Below are 17,467 nucleotides of genomic sequence, written 5' to 3' on the forward strand. Positions count from 1 at the left end.
TTTGCCCCCCCCCCCCCCCCCAAAAAAAAAAACCCCCAAACTTGGGGCCCGCGGGGGGGCCGTTTTTTTAAAAACCCCCCCCGGGGGGGGGGGCCCCCCCCCCCCCCCCCGCCCTATGCCAGCTTTGGGAATTCCATGGCAGACTCCACAATATCCCAGACAGCCCGCGTCAGTCCTGGCGCGCCGGAGATCAGCGGCCTTCGGCTGCCACTGCATTGGTTAGGCGTAACTCCGTTCTTCGTTTTCGCGCTGGTCTTTCTGATCTTGCCCACGGTAGGGCTGATCGCGGGCGCGTTCAAAAATGCAGCCGGCGACTATACGTTCGACAACATCATAGCATTGTCGCAACCCAAGCTCGCCGCGGCCTATTGGGTATCCATTCAGATCAGCTTTGTCTCTGCGGTCCTTGGCGCCTTGATCGGCCTGGCAATGGCCGTGGCAGTGGTGCGCGGCGGCTTGCCGCCGTGGTTACGCTCGGCAACATTGACCTTCTCGGGCGTCGCCTCGAATTTCGCCGGCGTACCGCTGGCCTTCTCGTTCATCGCGACTCTAGGTCGGCTCGGAGTGGCGACGATCCTGTTGCGAGACATTTTCGGCATTAACATCTATTCGCTCGGCTTCAGTATCTTTTCATTTTGGGGCCTGATCCTCACCTACCTCTATTTCCAGATTCCATTGATGATCGTCATCATCACGCCGGCGGTCGATGGGTTGAAGAAGGAATGGGGCGAAGCTGCCGCCACGCTCGGGGCAACCAATTGGCAATATTGGCGCATGGTGGTCATCCCGGTGTTATGGCCGAGCTTTCTCGGTACGACGGTCCTCCTCTTTGCCAACGCGTTCGGGGCGGTCGCAACGGCCTATGCACTGACGGGGCCGTCACTCAACATCGTGCCAATTCAGCTGTTCGCGCAGATTCGCGGCGACGTGCTTTACAATCCGAATCTAGGCTACGCACTTGCATTCGGCATGATCGTCATCACCGGCCTGGCCAACCTCTTCTATATCTTGTTCCAACGGCGAGCCGAACGGTGGCTGAAATGAAGCAAGGCAACCGCTTTTGGGCCTGGCTCGTTTTTGGCGTGGGAACCACTTATTTCGTCCTGCCGCTTGTGGCGACCTTTGAATTCTCCTTGCGTAAGCGGCGAGGGGAATATTCCTTTGACGCCTACCGCTCGGTCTTCGAAGATCCGAATTTCCAGGCGACATTTACCTATTCCGTCGTTGTGGCGGTATTCACCATCCTTTTGGGCGTGCTCCTGGTCGTGCCGACGGCTTACTGGATACGGCTGCGGCTACCGCATCTGCGGCCGGTCGTAGAGTTCATCACGCTGCTGCCGCTGGTTATCCCCGCTATCGTCATCGTCTTCGGCTACATTAGAATGTTCGGTTCGAATTCAACGCTGCCTTTTCTGGCGACAGCGCGCGGCACCGATGCTCTGCTGGTCATCGGCTATGCAGTGCTGGCGCTGCCCTATATGTACCGGGCGGTCGATACCGGTCTCAGGACCATCGACGTCAGAACGCTCACCGAAGCCGCACAAATCCTCGGCGCCGGCTGGACCACCATCATCGCCCGCATCATCCTGCCAAACGTGCTGATCGCCGTCTTGTCCGGCGCTTTCCTGAGTTTTGCCATCGTCATCGGCGAGTTCACCATGGCGTCGCTGTTGAACCGCCCGGCCTTCGGCCCTTACCTGCAGAATATCGGCGCCAACAGTGCCTATGAGCCGTCGGCACTGGCGCTCATTTCGTTCGCCATCACCTGGGGCTGCATGTCGCTGATCCAGATCCTGTCGCGTTTTGCGCCGCGATCGGCGAACCGGCCAAACTGATCGAAAAGTACTGACCGAAAGAAAAGCCATGGCCGAGCCATTCCTCTCCATCCAGCAGGTTCGAAAAGCCTTCGGCGCCACCACCGTCGTCCAGGACTTCAATCTCGACGTCGAGCCGGGCGAATTTGTCTCGTTCCTCGGGCCGTCGGGCTGCGGCAAGACGACGGTGCTGCGCATGGTCGCCGGCTTCGAGGAACCGAGCGCCGGCAAGATCGTCGTGGCCGGCAAGGACATCACCCGGCTCAAGCCCAACCAGCGCAATGTCGGCATGGTGTTCCAAGCCTATGCGCTGTTTCCCAACCTGACCGTAGCGCAGAACATCGGCTTCGGGCTGAAGGTCGCGGGCATGCCTAAGGCCGATGCCGACAGCCGCGTTGCCGAGATGCTCGACCTCATCAAGCTGCCGCAGATGGGCGACCGCTATCCCTATCAGCTCTCCGGCGGTCAACAGCAGCGTATCGCGCTGGCGCGGGCGATTGCGCCGAAACCGAAGCTCCTGCTGCTCGACGAACCGCTGTCGGCGCTCGACGCCAAGGTGCGCGTGTCGCTGCGCGAGGAAATCCGCTCGATCCAGAAGAAGCTCGGCATCACCACCGTCTTCGTCACCCACGACCAGGAAGAGGCGCTGTCGATCTCCGACCGCATCGCCGTCATGTATGGCGGCAAGGCCGAGCAGGTCGGCACGCCGTTCGAGATCTACAACCGGCCGGCAACCAAGTTCGTCGCCAATTTCGTCGGCACACTGAACGTGCTCGAAGGTACCGTCACCGACGCGGCGTCGGGCAAGGTACGCGTCAACGCGCAAGAGATCTCGCTGCAGGGAAAGCTCAACGGCTCCAAGTCCGGCGACACGCTGTCGCTGGCACTGCGGCCCGAGGCGATTTCGCTCGGCCGCCATCCTGGCCGAGACTCCAGCCTTTCGGGCGAGATCACCGAAGTGCATTTCCTCGGCTCGGTCATCCGGGTTCGCGTCGGCATCGGCGGCAGCACGGTGTCGCTCGACACGTTCAACAGCCCGGCCACCCCGCCGCCCGCCGTCGGCGAAAAGGCCGAGATTTCGTTCTCGTCGGGCGACATGCTGGTGCTGCACTGACCCGGAGAGAAACCGACAGGGCCGAAGCGTTCAGGCCGGCGGGATAAAAGGCTGCGAGATCGCCTGAAAGACGGGCAGGGCCTCCATCCGAGCGGCATGAGCCTCTAACGCCGGAAGGCCGACCAGCGGAACCATGCCCGGATGCGCTTCACCAAGGAAACGCAGCACGGCGGCAACCACGACATCGGCATGACCGATGCTATCGCCGAACCAATAGACCCCAGACCTCGCGGCGCGGTCCGCTTCCAATGCAGCCAGGACGCTCTCTATCTGCGTCCGGCAGCGGCCGACCCAAAGGTCGGAGACCTTCTCGTGCAAGCGCTTTTCGTAAAACAGGCTGACGCTCTTGTCGCCGAGCCCGGTGGCCAGGGCCGCAATCCCCAGCGCCTGATGGCGGGCGGGTTCGCCTGTCGGAAACATCCTTCGTTCGACCGCAACCAGGTTGTCCAGATAATCGAGCATCTGGTGGCTTTCCGTCAGCACCTCGCCGTTGTCCAGCACCAGTGTCGGCACCCTCGTCAGCGGGTTGTAGGAACGAATCTTGTCGGCATCGCCGAAGGCCGACCATGGCCGATGCTCGAAGGGGAGGCCGTAGAACGTCAGTGCGATGCCGACGCGGCGAACAAAAGGCGAGTCATACTGGCCAATAAGGATCATGATTGCTGTTATACGCCGGCGGCGCCTGAAGGCATACGGTCAGCCAGCCCGGCTGTGCTGGACAATCAACAGCATCCTGATTCTTTGCCACTGCCAACAATCGCGTTTCGTCGCTACGATGAAACATGGCCCTTTTCGAGCTTACCCTTGTTCTCCTGCTCATCGCCGTTGCGTTGACGGCGCTGTCGCGACGGCTGGAGGTTCCTTATCCGTCCCTGCTGGCTCTGGCCGGGGTTGGGATTGCCTTCGTGCCCGGTGCACCGACCATCGAGATCGACCCGGAACTGGCTCTTGCCCTATTCATCGCGCCGGTGCTTCTCGATGCCGCCTATGACACCTCGTTGCGCGACCTGAAGCGCTACCGGCTGTCGCTGGCGCTGCTGGCGCTTGGCGCCGTTGTCTTCACCACTGGGGTCGTTGCAGTCGTGGGCTGGAAGATGGCCGGTCTGCCGATCGCGGCGGCGATCGCGCTCGGCGCCATCGTCGCACCGCCGGACGCGGTGGCGGCAAGCGCCGTGCTCGGGCAGTTCAAGGTGCCGCACCGCCTCACCGCCATCCTGCAGGGCGAGAGTTTGCTCAACGATGCCACTGCGCTGTTGATCTACCGAATCGCGGTTTCGGCTGCCATCGGCTCGGTCATGCTCAAGGACGCTGTACCTGTAATCCTGCTGTCAACGGTTGGCAGCGTTGTCGCCGGCTATCTGTTCGGCCGCTTCTCGCTGCTGACGCTCTCGCGCATCGAGGATGCGGCAAGCAGCACGGTGGTGCAGTTTGCCGGAACCTTTGCCGTCTGGATCATTGCCGACAAGCTCGGCCTTTCAGCCATTATCACCATCGTCGTCTACGCCATCACCATCGCGCGCAGGGCGCCGCGCCGCATGTCGGCCAGAAGGCGCGTTAGCACCTATTCAGTCTGGGAGTCGGCGGTGTTCGTGCTCAACGTGCTGGCTTTCGTGCTGATGGGCCTGCAGGCCCGATCGATCGTCGGCCGGCTCTCCGGCGAAGGGCAAGGCGATGCATTTCTCTTCGCCGCAACGGTACTCGTAGTCGTCATCGTCGCGCGCCTCGTCTGGGTAACGAGTTACGTTGCGATCATAAGATGGTTTGCCCGCTTCGACGGCGAAGACAAAAGGCAAGATATGCCGACGTTTCGCGGCGCCGTGCTCGTCGGTTGGTGCGGCATGCGGGGGCTGGTGACGCTGGTGGTGGCCATTGCACTGCCGGCCGACTTCCCCGGCCGCGATCCGATCGTGCTTGCCGCCTTCGCCGTCGTGCTCGGCACGCTGGTGCTGCAAGGCATGACGCTGAAGCCGCTGCTGCGCCTGCTCAACTTCGATCCAGACACGACAGTCGATCGCGAAGTGGCGCAGGCGCGTGTCGCCATCATGCAGGCCGCGCTCAACGTGCTGAGCGGCAAGACATCGAATGCCGCTGCCGCCGTGCGCGAGCAATATACGGCCCAGCGCACGATCGCCGAAAACCCTGGGAACGCGCAGGCGGCGACGGAGTATGACCGGCTGCGCCTCTATGCCATCAACAGCCAGCGCGATGCACTGGAGGAACTGCGCCGGAACGGGACGATCGGTGACGAAGCCTATCATCGCCTGGAGGAAGAGATCGACTGGTCGGAACTGGCGGCGTCGCCGGCCGGGCGGTTCCAGCCGCTGACGACCTAGGGTGTGCTGATATTCAGGTGATGTCGGCCTGACCTGAATCTGAACACACCCTGGCCGGGGAGGGAAGCTGATTGCTGACTATCCGTGCTTGGCCCATACCCACCACCGTAGCGGTCCATTGCCAGGCTGCCGCCGGACCGCTACTGCCACATCGAAATTGAGCCGGGTAAGCGATGAAGCTGGTCAGCTACAACATCCAGTACGGCTTCGGCAGCGACGGCCGCTACGATCTCGCGCGCGCGGCACGCGTCGTGGCCGGCGCCGACATCATCGCCTTGCAGGAGGTGGAGCGGCACTGGCTGCGCAGCAGCGATGACGACCAGCCGGAACTTCTTTCGCGACTGCTGCCCGAATACTATTGGGTTTATGGGCCGGCCTTCGACATGGACGCCAGCGAGCGGCGTGACGGCCGCATCGTCAACCGGCGGCGGCAATTCGGCACCATGGTCCTGTCCAAGCTGCCGATCGTCTGGTCGCGCCTGCACACGCTGCCGCTGCGCCGCACCGTGCGTCCGCTCAACACCCGCAACGCAGCGCTGGAATGCATGATCCGCACGCCTGCCGGTCCGGTGCGGGTGCTGTCGCTGCATCTCGCGCATATCGCCGCCGAAGAGCGGCTGGAGCAGATCGACTATCTGCTCGCCGAGCATCGCCGAGCGCCGTCCGACGGCGGCCCGTGGAGCGGCGCCGACGATGAGCCCGTGCGCAACTGGAGCAATGGCCAGCCGGAGCCGGAAAACCCGCTGGCGGCGATCTGGATGGGCGATTTCAACATGGAGCCAGGCAGCGCCGAGTACCGGCGCATCGTCGGCAGCATGCCCTATCATCGCGGTGCGGCCTATCTCGACGGTTTCGTCGATGCCGCCGCCGTCGCCGGCGAACCAACGTCGGATTTCCACACCCATGTGAAAACCATCGACGGCAGGCTGACAAAGCGCCGGCTCGACCATTGCTTCGTCGGCGGGATGTTGGCGGGACGGGTGCGCTCGGTCAGCGCCGATATCGGCGAAGTCGCTTCGGATCATTTTCCGCTGCGGGTCGACATCGACCTGGAAACGCCGTTCGCGACGGGGGCCGGAGGCGGATGAGCCGCCGATGACCTTGTCCGTCTTCTTCGCGGTGCTTGCTGCCGCCGCCATGCACGCGATCTGGAACGCGCTGGTCAAGGTGCATCTCGACCGCTTCCTGTCGATCACGCTGATGACGCTCGGCATGGGCGCCGTGGCGCTTCTGGCGCTGCCTTTCGTCGGTGTGCCGAAAGCGGAAGTGTGGCCTTATATCATCGCCTCGGTGATCTTCCACATGGGCTACAGGACGTTCCTGATCGGCGCCTACAAGGCCGGCGATTTCGCCCAGACCTATCCACTGGCGCGCGGCACGGCGCCGCTGCTGGCTGCACTTGGCGGCATCGTGGTCGTCGCCGAGGTACCGGCGCCACTCGCTATTCTCGGCATCGTCCTGCTGTCGGCGGGCACGCTGGTGCTGTCGTTTCGCGGCGGCGCACATCTGGAGAGGCTGAACCTGCGCGCGGTCGGCTTTGCGCTTGGCACCTCGATCTTCATCGCCGGCTATACGCTTTCCGACGGCAGCGGCGCGCGGCTGGCCGCGACGGCGTCCAGCTATGCCGCATGGTTGTTCGTCTGTGATGCGGCATGGGCGTTGGTGCTGTGCCTGATCTTTCGCGGACCAAAAGCGCTGCCGCTGCTGGCGCACGACTGGAAGGCGGGCGTGTACACCGGCGTGCTCAGCGGCGCCGCCTACTGGATCGTGATGTGGGCGATGACCAAGGCGCCGATCGCCTCGGTCGCGGCGCTGCGCGAAACCTCGATCCTGTTCGCCCTGATGATCTCGGTGTTTGCGCTCGGCGAGAAGATGACAGGATGGCGCGGTGCCGCCGTGCTCAGCATTGTTGCCGGCGTCGTCGCGCTGAGGCTTGGATAGGCTAAGCGCCTATGTCGAGGTCGAACACCATCAGCCCGTCGGTTCCGCCCTCAAGCGCCGCGACCAGCCAGGCGCCGGCTCGGCTGTGATCGTCATGCACCAGATAGGCGTCGCGTGCTGCAGCGTCGCTGAAGTCGACGGTGAAGCCGTGCGTGAAGCCGCGCGCGAACGGCTCTGGGCTGGTGTTGGCGCTGAATTCGACCTTGCCCATACCGTCGATCACCCGCCGCAGCGCCTCAAGATCGGCATGGATCGCCGCGCGCTCGGTGGCGTCGACGTCGTTGCGGAATCTGACAAAAACACAGTGTCTGACCATTCTTGGGATCTCATGCCGCTTGGTTGGTGGAAAACACGGCCGGCGGCAGTGGTTCGCGGCCAAGGATCAGATCGGCGCCTTTTTCGCCGACCATGATGGTCGGCGCATTGGTGTTGGAGGAGGGGATGCGCGGCATCACCGAGGCGTCGCAGACGCGAAGACCCTCGATCCCGCGCAGCCTGAGATCCGGCGTCACCACGCTCATCGCATCATGACCCATGCGGCAGGTGCCGACAGGGTGGTGGTCGGTCTTGGAACTGCGGCAGGCATAGTCGAACAGCTCGTCGTCGCTGGTGAGTGCAGGTCCCGGCAGCACTTCGCGCAGCACGTAGACAGCAAGCGCCTTCTGCCGCATGATCTCGCGCGCCAGCCTGAGCCCCTTGATCGACATGTCGCGATCGTAGGGGTCTGACCAGTAGTTCGGATCGATCAGCGGGTGGTCGGCGGGGTCGGCGCTGTTCAGCCGCACCGTGCCGCGCGAATGTGGGCGCAGGAACGCCGAGTTCAGCGTCACGCCCGGATTTTTCAGTTTTTCGACACCGGCCTCGATGCCGGAGCCGAGGCCGAGATGGAGCTGGATATCGGGCGAGGCAGCGGTCGGATCGGCGTACCAGAAGCCGCCGGTTTCGAACAGGCTGGAGGCAACGGGACCTTTTTTCAGCAGCAGGTACTGCAAGCCGGCCCACACCGTCCGGTGCAGCTTGGCGTAATTGTCGTAGCTGTGGTCGCCGGTGCATTCGGCAATGACGAACAGGTCGAGATGATCCTGCAGGTTGGAGCCGACGCCGGGCAGGTCGTGGACCGGCGTCACGCCGACCGACTTCAGGTGGTCGGCCGGGCCGATGCCCGATTGCATCAGCAGCTTCGGCGAGCCGATGGCGCCGGACGAGACGATCACTTCGCGCTCGGCACGCAGGGTCGTCGGCTGGCCGCCCGGCCTGTCGACGATCTCGACACCGACGGCGCGGCCGCTCTCGACGACGATGCGCGTCACCAGCACGCCGGTCCTGACAGTCAGGTTCTTGCGCTCGCGGATCGGCCTGAGATAGGCGACCGAGGCGGAGGAGCGTCTCGCGTCCTTTTGCGTCAATTGGTAATAACCGACGCCTTCTTGGGCTATCCCGTTGAAGTCCGGATTGAAGGGAATGCCCATCTCCTGTCCGGCGCGGAAATAAGCCTCGCAGATCGGCAGCGGCGCAATCGGGTTCGACACGCCGAGCGGACCCTGGTCGCCGTGAAAATCGTTGGCGTAGCGCTGGTTGTTCTCGGCCCGCTTGAAATAGGGCAGCACGTCGCGATAGCCCCAGCCGGCAAGGCCCTCTTCCTTCTCCCAGGCGTCGTAATCGCGGGCGTTGCCGCGTGTATAGATCTGGGCGTTGATGGAGGAGCCGCCGCCGATCACCTTGGCCTGTGTGTACCGGAAGACGCGGTCCTTCATGTGCTTTTGCGGCACGGTCGACCAGCCCCAGGCGGCGATGCCCTTGGTCATCTTGGCGAAACCGGCCGGCATGTGGATCAGCGGGTGCCAGTCCTTGCCGCCGGCCTCGAGCAGCAGCACCTGATGCGACGGATCTTCGCTCAGCCGGTTGGCCAGGACGCAGCCGGCCGGGCCGGCGCCGACGATGATGTAGTCGGTCATGGCGTCACCTGTTCACAGCCTCGGCACCGACAGCGCACCGTCGACATTGATGATCGAGCCGGTCGAAAAACCGAGCTTGCCGCCGGCGAGTGCCGCCACCGCGGCCCCGACATCGGCGGCTTCGCCCCAGCGCTTCGCCGGCACCAGACCGCCGTCGATCAGCGCGTCGTATTTGGCGGTGACGCCTGATGTCATGTCGGTGCGGATGATGCCCGGCCGCACCTCGAACACGCCGATATTTTCGGCGGCGAGCCGCAACCCCAGGGTCTTTACCCACATCGAAAGCCCGGCCTTGGAGATGCAATAGTCGGCACGTTCCGGCGAGGCCATTTCGGCGCTGACCGAGGTGATGGTGATGATCGATTTTGCACGATCGGCCGGTTGGCCGACCATCGCCTTGGCAACGGCCTGGCTGAGGAAGACGGTGCCGCGCAGGTTGATGCCCAGGATCCGGTCGAAGTTCTCCGGTTTCAATTCCAGCAGGTCGCCGCGTATGACGGCGCCGACGCCGGCATTGTTGACCAGGCAGTCGATGCGGCCGAAGGCGCTTATCGCGGCATCGACCAGTGCTGCATGGCGGTCGAGATCGGCGATGTCGCCGCAATGATAGGCGAATTTCGCGCCGCGGGCGGTGATGTCAGCGGCAAGCCCGTCGCCGGCTTTTTCGGCAAGGTCCACGACAAGGATATCGAAGCCCGCATCGGCCAGCGCTTCGGCGCAGGCAAGGCCGATGCCGCGCGCGCCGCCGGTAACGATGGCTGCCGGGCGGCTCATGCGACAAGCTCCGTCTTGCGGATGTGGTCGGCGACGCGCAGCGCTTGTGCTGCGATCGACAGTGCCGGATTGACCGCGGCCGAGTTCGGCAGGAAGCTAGCGTCGACGACAAACAGGTTGTGGTGGTCGAACGACCGGCAGAACGGGTCGAGCGGCGAGGTTGCCGGATCGTCGCCCATCTTGACCGTGCCGCACTGGTGCGATGGCGTGCGCTTGTCGAAAGGCCGCGACAGGACGATCGGATAGCCGCAGGCGCGGAAATTCTCGCGCATCACCTTGGTCAGCCCGTCGAGCGACTGCATATTGGAGCGCCGCCACTGCATGACGATGTCCTTGCCGTCGACCATGAAGCGGCTTTCGCGATCGGGCAGGTCCTCGCACATCAGGTACCAGTCGACGGCGTGGCCGGCCAGGAAATCCAGCGCGAATTTGGGTGCAAGCTTGACGTTGGCCCTCAGGATATAACCGTCGATCTTACCGAGAAGCTGGACGTTGCCGAGCGGCTTGCCGCCCTTGCCATCGGACAGATAATAGTCATTGAGCATCAGCGTTTTCTGGTAGACGGATGTGTTCCTGCGGCGCGGGTCGATCGCCAGCATGGCGCTCGAATTGTGGTTCATGAAGTTGCGGCCGACCTGGTCGGAACGGTTGGCGAGTCCGTTGCCGCCTCCCTTGCTGCTGGGGGAGGGCGAGCGCAGCAGGATGACCGCCGAATTGACCGCGCCGGCCGAGAGGATGACCAGCTTCGGCGTCACTTTCTTCAGCGTGCCATTCTGGCGATAATGAACGCCGGCGATCGTTCTGGCATCCGATGACGCTTCGAGATATTCGACATGGGCACCGGTCTCGAGCTTGATGTTCCGGTCGGCCAGTGCCGCCGCGAGCGGCCCCGTTTGGGCGTCGACCTTGCCGGTCCCGGTGTTGGGAAACGCGTCCCAGCCTGTCTTGCCGTCCTTCAGCCAGGCATCGATGTCGACGCCGAGCGGCAGCGATGCCGGGTGCAGGCCGAGGCCTTTGAGTTCGGCGCGGGCGCGGGCGATGGGCGGCTCGTCGGGCACCGGCCCGAAGGCATAGGGGATCGAGTGGAACGGCTCGGTCGGGTCTTCGCCGAGTGCGCCGCGCACGCGAAAAAGCTGCTCGGCCTTGGAATACCAAGGCTCGAATTCCTCATAGGAGAACGGCCAGGCCGGCGAGACGCCGCCATAGTGCTCCATGGCCGAAAAGTCTTCCCTGCGGTAGCGGATCAGCACCGCGCCATAGAATTTCGAATTGCCGCCGACATAGTAGTAGTTGCCGGGATTGAACGCAGCACCCCCGGCCTCGCGCCACATCTCCTTCGGCCGATAGTGGCCGTCGACGAAGATGGCGCGCGTGTCGCGCGTATGCGGCGTCGCCGGCAGTGGTTCGCCGCGCTCCAGCATCAGGATCGAGGCACCACTGCCGGCAAGGCCGGAAGCGATCGTGGCGCCGCCGATGCCGGAGCCGATGATGACGATGTCCGGGTTTGTCATGGCTGTCAGAGGATGCGGTTCTCGGTCGCCGGATCGAAGAACACCGCCTTGGTCAGGTTGAAGGCGAGCGGCGTGACCGTGCCCGGCTGGATATTTGCGTCGGCGCGCAGCCGCGCCACCACCGCCTTGCCGCCAAGATTGGTGACGGCGAAGGTATCGGAGCCGGCCGGTTCCACGACTTCGATGTGACAGTCGGCGGTGGCGATGTTCGATGCGTTGCGTTCGGCTCCTTCAGGATCGGTCAGGGCCTCGGGGCGGACGCCAAAAATGATCGGCTTGCTGTGGAATGCCGACAGACCCGTCGGCGCATCGGCCAGCGGCAGCGAGATCGGCTCGCGCGCCTCGCGCTGCAGCACCACGGAAAGCGCATTGCCATTGCCGCCGATCGTCGCCGGAATCAGATTCATCGCCGGCGAGCCCATGAAGTCGGCAACAAACAGGTTGGTCGGGTTGTTATAGATTTCGGCCGGCGTGCCGAACTGCTGCACCTCGCCATCGCGCATCACCGCGATCTTGGTGGCCAGCGTCATCGCTTCGATCTGGTCGTGGGTGACGTAGACGATTGTCGTGCCGGTGGTCGCGTGCAGCCGCTTGATCTCGATGCGCATGTCGACGCGCAGCTTGGCGTCGAGATTGGAGAGCGGCTCGTCGAAGAGAAAGAGCTTGGGGTCGCGCACCAGCGCGCGGCCCATGGCGACGCGCTGGCGCTGGCCGCCGGAGAGCTGGCTCGGCTTGCGCTGCAGGAGGTGGCCGATCTGCAGCACCTTCGCCACCTTGTCGATCGCCTTCTGGCGCTCCGCTGCCGGCACGCCGCGCATCTCCATGCCGAAGGCAATGTTCCCCGCGACGGTCATGTTCGGATAGAGCGCGTAGCTCTGGAACACCATGGCGATGTCGCGTTTCGAGGGGTGGAGATCGTTGATCGTCCGTCCATCGACACGGATTTCGCCTTCGGTGATGGTTTCGAGGCCGGCGATGGTGTTGAGCAAGGTCGACTTGCCGCAGCCGGACGGGCCGACCAGCACCAGGAAGCCGCCCTTTTCGAGATCGACGTCGATGCCCTTCAGGATCTCGACCGATCCGAACCGCTTCCTCAGCCCATTAATTTCGAGAAAAGCCATTCGATTATCCTTTGACGGCGCCGGCCATCAGGCCGCGCACAAAATAGCGGCCAGCGACCACATAGACGAGAAGGGTCGGCAGTGCGGCGATCATCGCTGCCGCCATGTTGACGTTGTATTCGACGACACCGGTCGAGGTATTGACGACGTTGTTCAGCGCCACGGTCATCGGCATCGCGTCACCGGTGCCGGCATAGGCCGAGGCGAACAGGAAGTCGTTCCAGATGTTGGTGAACTGGTAGATGACGGTGACGACGAAGATCGGCATCGAATTCGGCAGCATGATGCGCCGGAAGATCTGGAAGAAGCTGGCTCCGTCGACCTGTGCCGCCTTGACCAGTTCGGTCGGGAACGCCTCGTAATAATTGCGGAAGAACAAAGTGGTGAAGCCGAGCCCATAGACGACGTGGACAAAGACCAAGTTGACTGTCGGATTGCCCAAGCCGAATGAAAATCCCGTGGCGTTTCGCAGCGTCACGCCGAAGCGGCCGAGGCTGCCGAGGATCGTTGCCATCGGCAACAGCACCGACTGGAACGGAATGAAGCAGGCAAACAGCATCAGCCCGAAGACCAGCGTGTGGCCGCGGAAGCGCCATTTGGTCAGGACATAGCCGTTGAGCGCGCCGAGCAGCGTCGAGATCAGCACTGCCGGAACCACCATCTTGATGGAATTCCAGAAATAGCCCTTGATGCCGGCGCAGGTCAGGCCGACGCAGGTCTCGCCCCACGCCTTCAGCCACGGCTCGAAGGTCGGCGCCTGCGGCAGCGCCAGCATGTTGCCGTTCTGGATCTCGTCCATCGTCTTGAACGAAGTCACCAGCATGACGAACAGCGGCATCAGGTAGAACAGCGCGAACAGCGCCAGCAGGCCGTAGATGACGATGCGGTTGACGGTCCTGGCGCTGATGCCGCCAGTGCGAGCGGGCGAGGCAATGACGCTCATCGCGGTCGCTCCCTGAGCTCGGAATAGAGATAGGGCACGATGATCGCGGTGATGGTCATCAGCATGATCACGGCGCTGGCCGAGCCGACGGCCATTTCGTTGCGCTTGAAGGTGTACTCATACATGAAGTTCGACGGCAGCCAGGCTGAGCCGCCCGGCCCGCCGCTGGTCAGTGCTACGACCAGATCGTAGGACTTGATGGCGAGGTGCGCGAGCACGATGAAGGCCGAGAGGAACACCGGCCGCAGCAGCGGGATGACGATGCGGCGATAGAGCTGGAACGTGGTTGCGCCGTCGATCTGCGCCGCCTTCATGATCTCCCCGTCGATGCCGCGAAGGCCGGCGAGGAACATCGCCATGACGAAGCCCGAGGCCTGCCAGACGCCGGCGATCACCACGGTGTAGATGACGAAATCCTTGTTCTTGATCCAGTCGAAATGGAAGCTCGTCCAGCCCCACTGGTGCAGCGTCTGCTCAAGGCCGAGGCCGGGATCGAGGAACCATTTCCAGGCGACGCCGGTGACGATGAAGGATAGCGCCATCGGGTAGAGGTAGATCGGCCGCAACATGCCTTCGCCGCGGATCTTCTGGTCGAGCAGGATGGCCAGGAAAAGGCCGAGCGCCAGGCAGATGAAGATGTAGAGAAAGCCGAAAATGCCCATATTGATAATCGAGGTGTACCAGCTCGATGGTGGGTCGCTTTCGAAGGTCCAGCGCCACAGCCGCTGATAGGCCCGCGGCCCGGTGAGCGCATAGGACGGGAAGGTCTTGGAATTGGTGAACGACAGATAGACCGTCCACAGGATGAAGCCGTAGACGAAGACGATTGTGATCGCAAAGCTTGGCGCCAGTACGATCTTCGGCAGCGCGTCCTGCAGGCGCGAACGCATGGAGACACCGGGGCGGGCATTATGCTCCGGCGTCAGCTTGATCTGGGTCGCGACCGTAGTCATGGGCTCCTCCCTCTCGGGTCCCTTCACCGCCAGGCGGGGAAGGATAGCCCCGTCGAGACGGGGCGTGTTGGTTGATCGCCGGCGCCATTCCGACCAGAGGCCGACCATCCTGGCTTGGTGGAACCTTCCCCACCGGAGCGGGGAAGGTCCTTTCATGCCGGTTCTTATTTGGCGTCTTCGATTGCGTTAACCAGCTGGGTCACGGCCTCGTCCGAGGTCTTGATCTGGCCGTGGACGAACTTCGAGACGACGTCCTTATAGGCATTGGCGACAGCCGGCGGCGCGCCATAGCCTTGCGCCAGCGAACCGAACAGCGTGCCGCCTTCGTTGGCGGCCTTCAGGTCGGCCATGCCCTTCTTGCCGCAAGCGTCGAAGTCGGTGTCGGGCACGTCGGTGCGGGCCGGGACCGAGCCCTTGACGACGTTGAAAGCCGACTGGAAGCTCTTCGACAAAGTGGCGGTGGCCAAGGCGGCCTGGGCGGCCTTGCGGTCCTCCGGAACGTCGAACATGCCGAACATGTCGGAGTTGTAGACCACGCTGCCGTCGGTGCCCGGGAAGCGGTAGCACAGGAAGTCGGTGCCCGGGGTCTTCTTGGCGGCGTTGAATTCGCCCTTGGCCCAGTCGCCCATGACCTGCACCAGCGCATCGCCCTTGATGACCATGGCGGTGGCAAGGTTCCAGTCGCGGCCGGAGAAGTTCGGGTCGACATAGGTGACGAGCTTGGCAAGGTTGTCGAACGACTTCTTCATCGTGTCGGACTTCAGCTGCTCCTCGTCGAGGTCGTTGAAGGCCTTCTTGTAGAACTCAGGTCCGCCGGTCGACAGCACGACCGAATCGAACATGGTGGCTTCCTGCCAGTTCTGGCCGCCGAGCGCGAGCGGGATGACGCCCGCCGCCTTGGCCTTGTCGAGCAGCGCGATGAATTCGTCGAAGGTCTTGGGCTCGGTGCCGCCGATCTTGTCCATCACCGCCTTGTTGATCCACAGCCAGTTGACGGAGTGGACGTTGACCGGAGCCGCGACCCACTTGCCGTCATAGACCGAGAATTTCTGCAGGGCGGCCGGAACGGATTTGTCCCAGCCTTCCTTTACCGCCGTCTCGGTCAGGTCGCCCATCACGCCGGCCGCGGCATAATCGAGCACGGTATAGCCGAGCATCTGGGAGGCGGTCGGGTAGTTGCCGGCCGCGACCATCGCCTTCAGCGCGGTCATGGCGGCGTCGCCGCCGCCGCCGGCCACGGGCACGTCCTTCCAGGCAAAGCCTTGCTTGGCCAGATCCTCCTTGAGCACGTTCAAGGCAGCCGCTTCGCCGCCAGACGTCCACCAATGCAGCATCTCGACTTCCTTGACGTCCTGGGCATGGGCCGCGAACGCAAGACCCGAGCCGAGAGCCGTTCCGATAAGCAATTTGCGCAACATGTACTTCCTCCCTTGTTGCAGCTACACGACCGGCGATTGTCCGCCGGGTTCTTCCCAACTCAGCCGACCCACCATCCGGTGCGCTGGCCGCGATGAAACTGGATTGTCTTTTCTTCGGTATAGTCCTCAACGGCGCGCTTGCCGAGTTCGCGTCCCAGACCGGACTGCTTGTAGCCTCCGAAAGGCAGCTCGGGATAACCTTCCATGAACGTGTTCACCCAAACGGTTCCCGAACGCGCATTCCGCGCCACCGACATGCAGGTGTCGATGCTGGCGCTCCACACGCCCGCCGATAGACCATAAGGCGTGTTGTTGGCGATGCGCAACGCCTCTTCAATCGATCCAAACGTCAGCACCGACAGCACCGGTCCAAACACTTCTTCACGCGCAATGGCCATGTCTTCGGTGACGCCGCGAAGGATGGTCGGATCGAGATATTGACCGGCACTGGAGGCGATTTGCTTGCCGCCGCTATAGATGCTGCTGCCGTCGTTTGCCGCCGCCGCCACGTAGCCGGTCACCTTGGAAAGGTGCTCGGAAGAGATCATCGCGCCGACCTTGGTGCTGATATCGAGCGGATCGCCGACGGTGACCCTTGCGGTGAGCGCCTTCACTGCGCCGAGGAAGTCGTCGGCTATCGCCTCGTGGACGATTAGCCGGCTGCCGGCGTTGCAGCATTCGCCAGCGTTGAAAAAGCCGCCGAACACCGCCGCGTCGGCGGCGGCATCGAGGTCGGCGTCTGGAAAGACGATCTGGCCGTTCTTGCCGCCGAGCTCCATCGAGACTTTCTTCAGAGAGTTCGCAGCCGACGCCATGGTCATCTTGCCGACCCGGGTGGAGCCGGTGAACGACACCATCTCGACCAGCGGATGGCTGACCATCGCGGCGCCGACATCGGCGCCCAGACCAGCGAGGATGTTGACAACGCCATCCGGCAAGCCGGCCTGCATCAGGATGTCGCCGAGCACGAAGGTGGAGGCCGAGGTCATCTCGCTCGGCTTGACCACCGCCGTGCAGCCGGCGGCGAGCGCGAACGGTAGTTTCTGGCTGACGATGAGGAAGGGAAAATTCCACGGCGTGATGATCGAGACGACGCCGATCGGTTCACGCAGCACGACGCCCAGCATGGCGTCGCCGAGGTTGGCGTAGGTTTCGCCATGGAGCGTGCGGGCAAGCGCCGCGGCATAGCGCCAGATGTCGACGGCGCCGCCGATCTCGCCGCGCGCCTGGGCGATCGGCTTGCCGGATTCCAGCACGTCGAGCCGGGCGATCTCCTCGAGCCGCGCCTCGATCAGGTCCGCCGCCTTGAGCAGGATCGCTGCGCGCTCGCCGGCCTTCATGTGCGGCCAGGGGCCGGTCACGAAAGCCTTGTGCGCGGCGGTCACCGCCGCCTCGACGTCCGCTTCGCCGGCTTGCGCATAGCGCGAAACGGTGAAGCCGTGGCCGGGACTGTTGCGCTCCAGCGTGCGGCCGTCGCGGGCATCGACGAACTTGCCGTCGATCAGCAGCCGGTAGGTCTTCGGCGTCGCGGCTGCCTCGGCGGGCATGGCGATGGTGAGGGGCAAGTTCATGTGATTTCCAGGTTCCGCT

General features: G+C 63.5%; 16 protein-coding genes. 6 read left to right on the forward strand and 10 right to left on the reverse strand.

The window, feature by feature from the left end; genetic code table 11:
* The first annotated feature begins 135 nt into the window (after positions 1-135).
* Genes AC0L3N_RS20715 through AC0L3N_RS20725 form a run of 3 tightly spaced genes read left to right on the forward strand, consistent with a single transcriptional unit; the run spans position 136 to position 2,928 of the window.
* Positions 136-1,044, forward strand: coding sequence for an ABC transporter permease (locus tag AC0L3N_RS20715; RefSeq protein WP_473549388.1), 909 nt, complete (start codon positions 136-138; stop codon positions 1,042-1,044).
* On the forward strand, positions 1,041-1,835 hold the full coding sequence (locus AC0L3N_RS20720) for an ABC transporter permease (protein WP_473549300.1): 795 nt from the start codon (positions 1,041-1,043) through the stop codon (positions 1,833-1,835). The genes AC0L3N_RS20715 and AC0L3N_RS20720 overlap by 4 nt, the downstream gene beginning before the upstream one ends.
* A gap of 28 nt (positions 1,836-1,863) precedes the next feature.
* Complete coding sequence (locus tag AC0L3N_RS20725) at positions 1,864-2,928, forward strand: ABC transporter ATP-binding protein (protein ID WP_123149682.1); 1,065 nt, start codon at positions 1,864-1,866, stop codon at positions 2,926-2,928.
* A 30-nt stretch (positions 2,929-2,958) separates the two neighbouring features.
* On the opposite strand, the gene AC0L3N_RS20730 is transcribed toward AC0L3N_RS20725, so the two are convergent.
* A complete protein-coding gene (locus AC0L3N_RS20730) occupies positions 2,959-3,585 on the reverse strand; it encodes a glutathione S-transferase family protein (RefSeq protein WP_123149681.1) in 627 nt (208 codons plus the stop codon).
* Between the two features lie 125 nt (positions 3,586-3,710).
* On the opposite strand from AC0L3N_RS20730, the gene AC0L3N_RS20735 reads away from it, so the two are divergent.
* The 3 genes from AC0L3N_RS20735 (at position 3,711) to AC0L3N_RS20745 (ending at position 7,202) form a co-directional block, all read left to right on the forward strand.
* Positions 3,711-5,261, forward strand: a complete 1,551-nt coding sequence (locus tag AC0L3N_RS20735; RefSeq protein ID WP_123149680.1) for a cation:proton antiporter — start codon at positions 3,711-3,713, stop codon at positions 5,259-5,261.
* Between the two features lie 173 nt (positions 5,262-5,434).
* Complete coding sequence (locus AC0L3N_RS20740; RefSeq protein ID WP_473549301.1) at positions 5,435-6,349, forward strand: endonuclease/exonuclease/phosphatase family protein; 915 nt, start codon at positions 5,435-5,437, stop codon at positions 6,347-6,349.
* A gap of 7 nt (positions 6,350-6,356) precedes the next feature.
* Positions 6,357-7,202 carry an EamA family transporter gene (locus AC0L3N_RS20745; protein WP_473549302.1) on the forward strand — a complete coding sequence of 282 codons (846 nt, stop codon included), beginning with the start codon at positions 6,357-6,359 and terminating at the stop codon, positions 7,200-7,202.
* Position 7,203: 1 nt separating this feature from the next.
* On the opposite strand, the gene AC0L3N_RS20750 is transcribed toward AC0L3N_RS20745, so the two are convergent.
* From AC0L3N_RS20750 to AC0L3N_RS20790, 9 genes are all read right to left on the reverse strand, one after another.
* Entirely contained in the window at positions 7,204-7,518 is a 315-nt protein-coding gene (locus AC0L3N_RS20750) for a Dabb family protein (protein ID WP_473549303.1), read from the reverse strand.
* A 10-nt stretch (positions 7,519-7,528) separates the two neighbouring features.
* On the reverse strand, positions 7,529-9,157 hold the full coding sequence (locus tag AC0L3N_RS20755; protein ID WP_473549304.1) for a GMC family oxidoreductase: 1,629 nt from the start codon (positions 9,155-9,157) through the stop codon (positions 7,529-7,531).
* A 12-nt stretch (positions 9,158-9,169) separates the two neighbouring features.
* Complete coding sequence (locus AC0L3N_RS20760) at positions 9,170-9,931, reverse strand: 3-ketoacyl-ACP reductase (RefSeq protein WP_473549305.1); 762 nt, start codon at positions 9,929-9,931, stop codon at positions 9,170-9,172.
* Complete coding sequence (locus tag AC0L3N_RS20765) at positions 9,928-11,442, reverse strand: FAD-dependent oxidoreductase (protein WP_473549306.1); 1,515 nt, start codon at positions 11,440-11,442, stop codon at positions 9,928-9,930. Before AC0L3N_RS20765 ends, AC0L3N_RS20760 begins: the two co-directional genes overlap by 4 nt.
* A 5-nt stretch (positions 11,443-11,447) precedes the next feature.
* Positions 11,448-12,563 carry an ABC transporter ATP-binding protein gene (locus tag AC0L3N_RS20770; RefSeq protein ID WP_123149673.1) on the reverse strand — a complete coding sequence of 372 codons (1,116 nt, stop codon included), beginning with the start codon at positions 12,561-12,563 and terminating at the stop codon, positions 11,448-11,450.
* 4 nt (positions 12,564-12,567) lie between these two features.
* The gene (locus tag AC0L3N_RS20775; RefSeq protein ID WP_123149672.1) at positions 12,568-13,506 is read right to left on the reverse strand and encodes a carbohydrate ABC transporter permease; all 939 of its coding nucleotides are present in this window, start codon (positions 13,504-13,506) and stop codon (positions 12,568-12,570) included.
* Positions 13,503-14,459 carry a carbohydrate ABC transporter permease gene (locus tag AC0L3N_RS20780; RefSeq protein ID WP_123149721.1) on the reverse strand — a complete coding sequence of 319 codons (957 nt, stop codon included), beginning with the start codon at positions 14,457-14,459 and terminating at the stop codon, positions 13,503-13,505. The genes AC0L3N_RS20775 and AC0L3N_RS20780 overlap by 4 nt, the downstream gene beginning before the upstream one ends.
* Before the next feature lie 164 nt (positions 14,460-14,623).
* A complete protein-coding gene (locus AC0L3N_RS20785) occupies positions 14,624-15,877 on the reverse strand; it encodes an ABC transporter substrate-binding protein (RefSeq protein ID WP_091600411.1) in 1,254 nt (417 codons plus the stop codon).
* A 59-nt stretch (positions 15,878-15,936) separates the two neighbouring features.
* Complete coding sequence (locus tag AC0L3N_RS20790) at positions 15,937-17,448, reverse strand: aldehyde dehydrogenase family protein (protein ID WP_123149671.1); 1,512 nt, start codon at positions 17,446-17,448, stop codon at positions 15,937-15,939.
* Between the last annotated feature and the right edge of the window lie 19 nt (positions 17,449-17,467).

Source organism: Mesorhizobium sp. WSM4807, assembly GCF_055811615.1.

Coding starts and splice junctions, on each gene's coding strand:
- AC0L3N_RS20730 (WP_123149681.1), bottom strand. CDS start 3,585: ATGATCCTTATTGGCCAGTATGACTCGCCTTTTGTTCGCCGCGTCGGC.
- AC0L3N_RS20740 (WP_473549301.1), top strand. CDS start 5,435: ATGAAGCTGGTCAGCTACAACATCCAGTACGGCTTCGGCAGCGACGGC.
- AC0L3N_RS20790 (WP_123149671.1), bottom strand. CDS start 17,448: ATGAACTTGCCCCTCACCATCGCCATGCCCGCCGAGGCAGCCGCGACG.
- AC0L3N_RS20715 (WP_473549388.1), top strand. CDS start 136: ATGGCAGACTCCACAATATCCCAGACAGCCCGCGTCAGTCCTGGCGCG.
- AC0L3N_RS20720 (WP_473549300.1), top strand. CDS start 1,041: ATGAAGCAAGGCAACCGCTTTTGGGCCTGGCTCGTTTTTGGCGTGGGA.
- AC0L3N_RS20775 (WP_123149672.1), bottom strand. CDS start 13,506: ATGAGCGTCATTGCCTCGCCCGCTCGCACTGGCGGCATCAGCGCCAGG.
- AC0L3N_RS20735 (WP_123149680.1), top strand. CDS start 3,711: ATGGCCCTTTTCGAGCTTACCCTTGTTCTCCTGCTCATCGCCGTTGCG.
- AC0L3N_RS20770 (WP_123149673.1), bottom strand. CDS start 12,563: ATGGCTTTTCTCGAAATTAATGGGCTGAGGAAGCGGTTCGGATCGGTC.
- AC0L3N_RS20750 (WP_473549303.1), bottom strand. CDS start 7,518: ATGGTCAGACACTGTGTTTTTGTCAGATTCCGCAACGACGTCGACGCC.
- AC0L3N_RS20760 (WP_473549305.1), bottom strand. CDS start 9,931: ATGAGCCGCCCGGCAGCCATCGTTACCGGCGGCGCGCGCGGCATCGGC.
- AC0L3N_RS20725 (WP_123149682.1), top strand. CDS start 1,864: ATGGCCGAGCCATTCCTCTCCATCCAGCAGGTTCGAAAAGCCTTCGGC.
- AC0L3N_RS20765 (WP_473549306.1), bottom strand. CDS start 11,442: ATGACAAACCCGGACATCGTCATCATCGGCTCCGGCATCGGCGGCGCC.
- AC0L3N_RS20780 (WP_123149721.1), bottom strand. CDS start 14,459: ATGACTACGGTCGCGACCCAGATCAAGCTGACGCCGGAGCATAATGCC.
- AC0L3N_RS20785 (WP_091600411.1), bottom strand. CDS start 15,877: ATGTTGCGCAAATTGCTTATCGGAACGGCTCTCGGCTCGGGTCTTGCG.
- AC0L3N_RS20745 (WP_473549302.1), top strand. CDS start 6,357: ATGACCTTGTCCGTCTTCTTCGCGGTGCTTGCTGCCGCCGCCATGCAC.
- AC0L3N_RS20755 (WP_473549304.1), bottom strand. CDS start 9,157: ATGACCGACTACATCATCGTCGGCGCCGGCCCGGCCGGCTGCGTCCTG.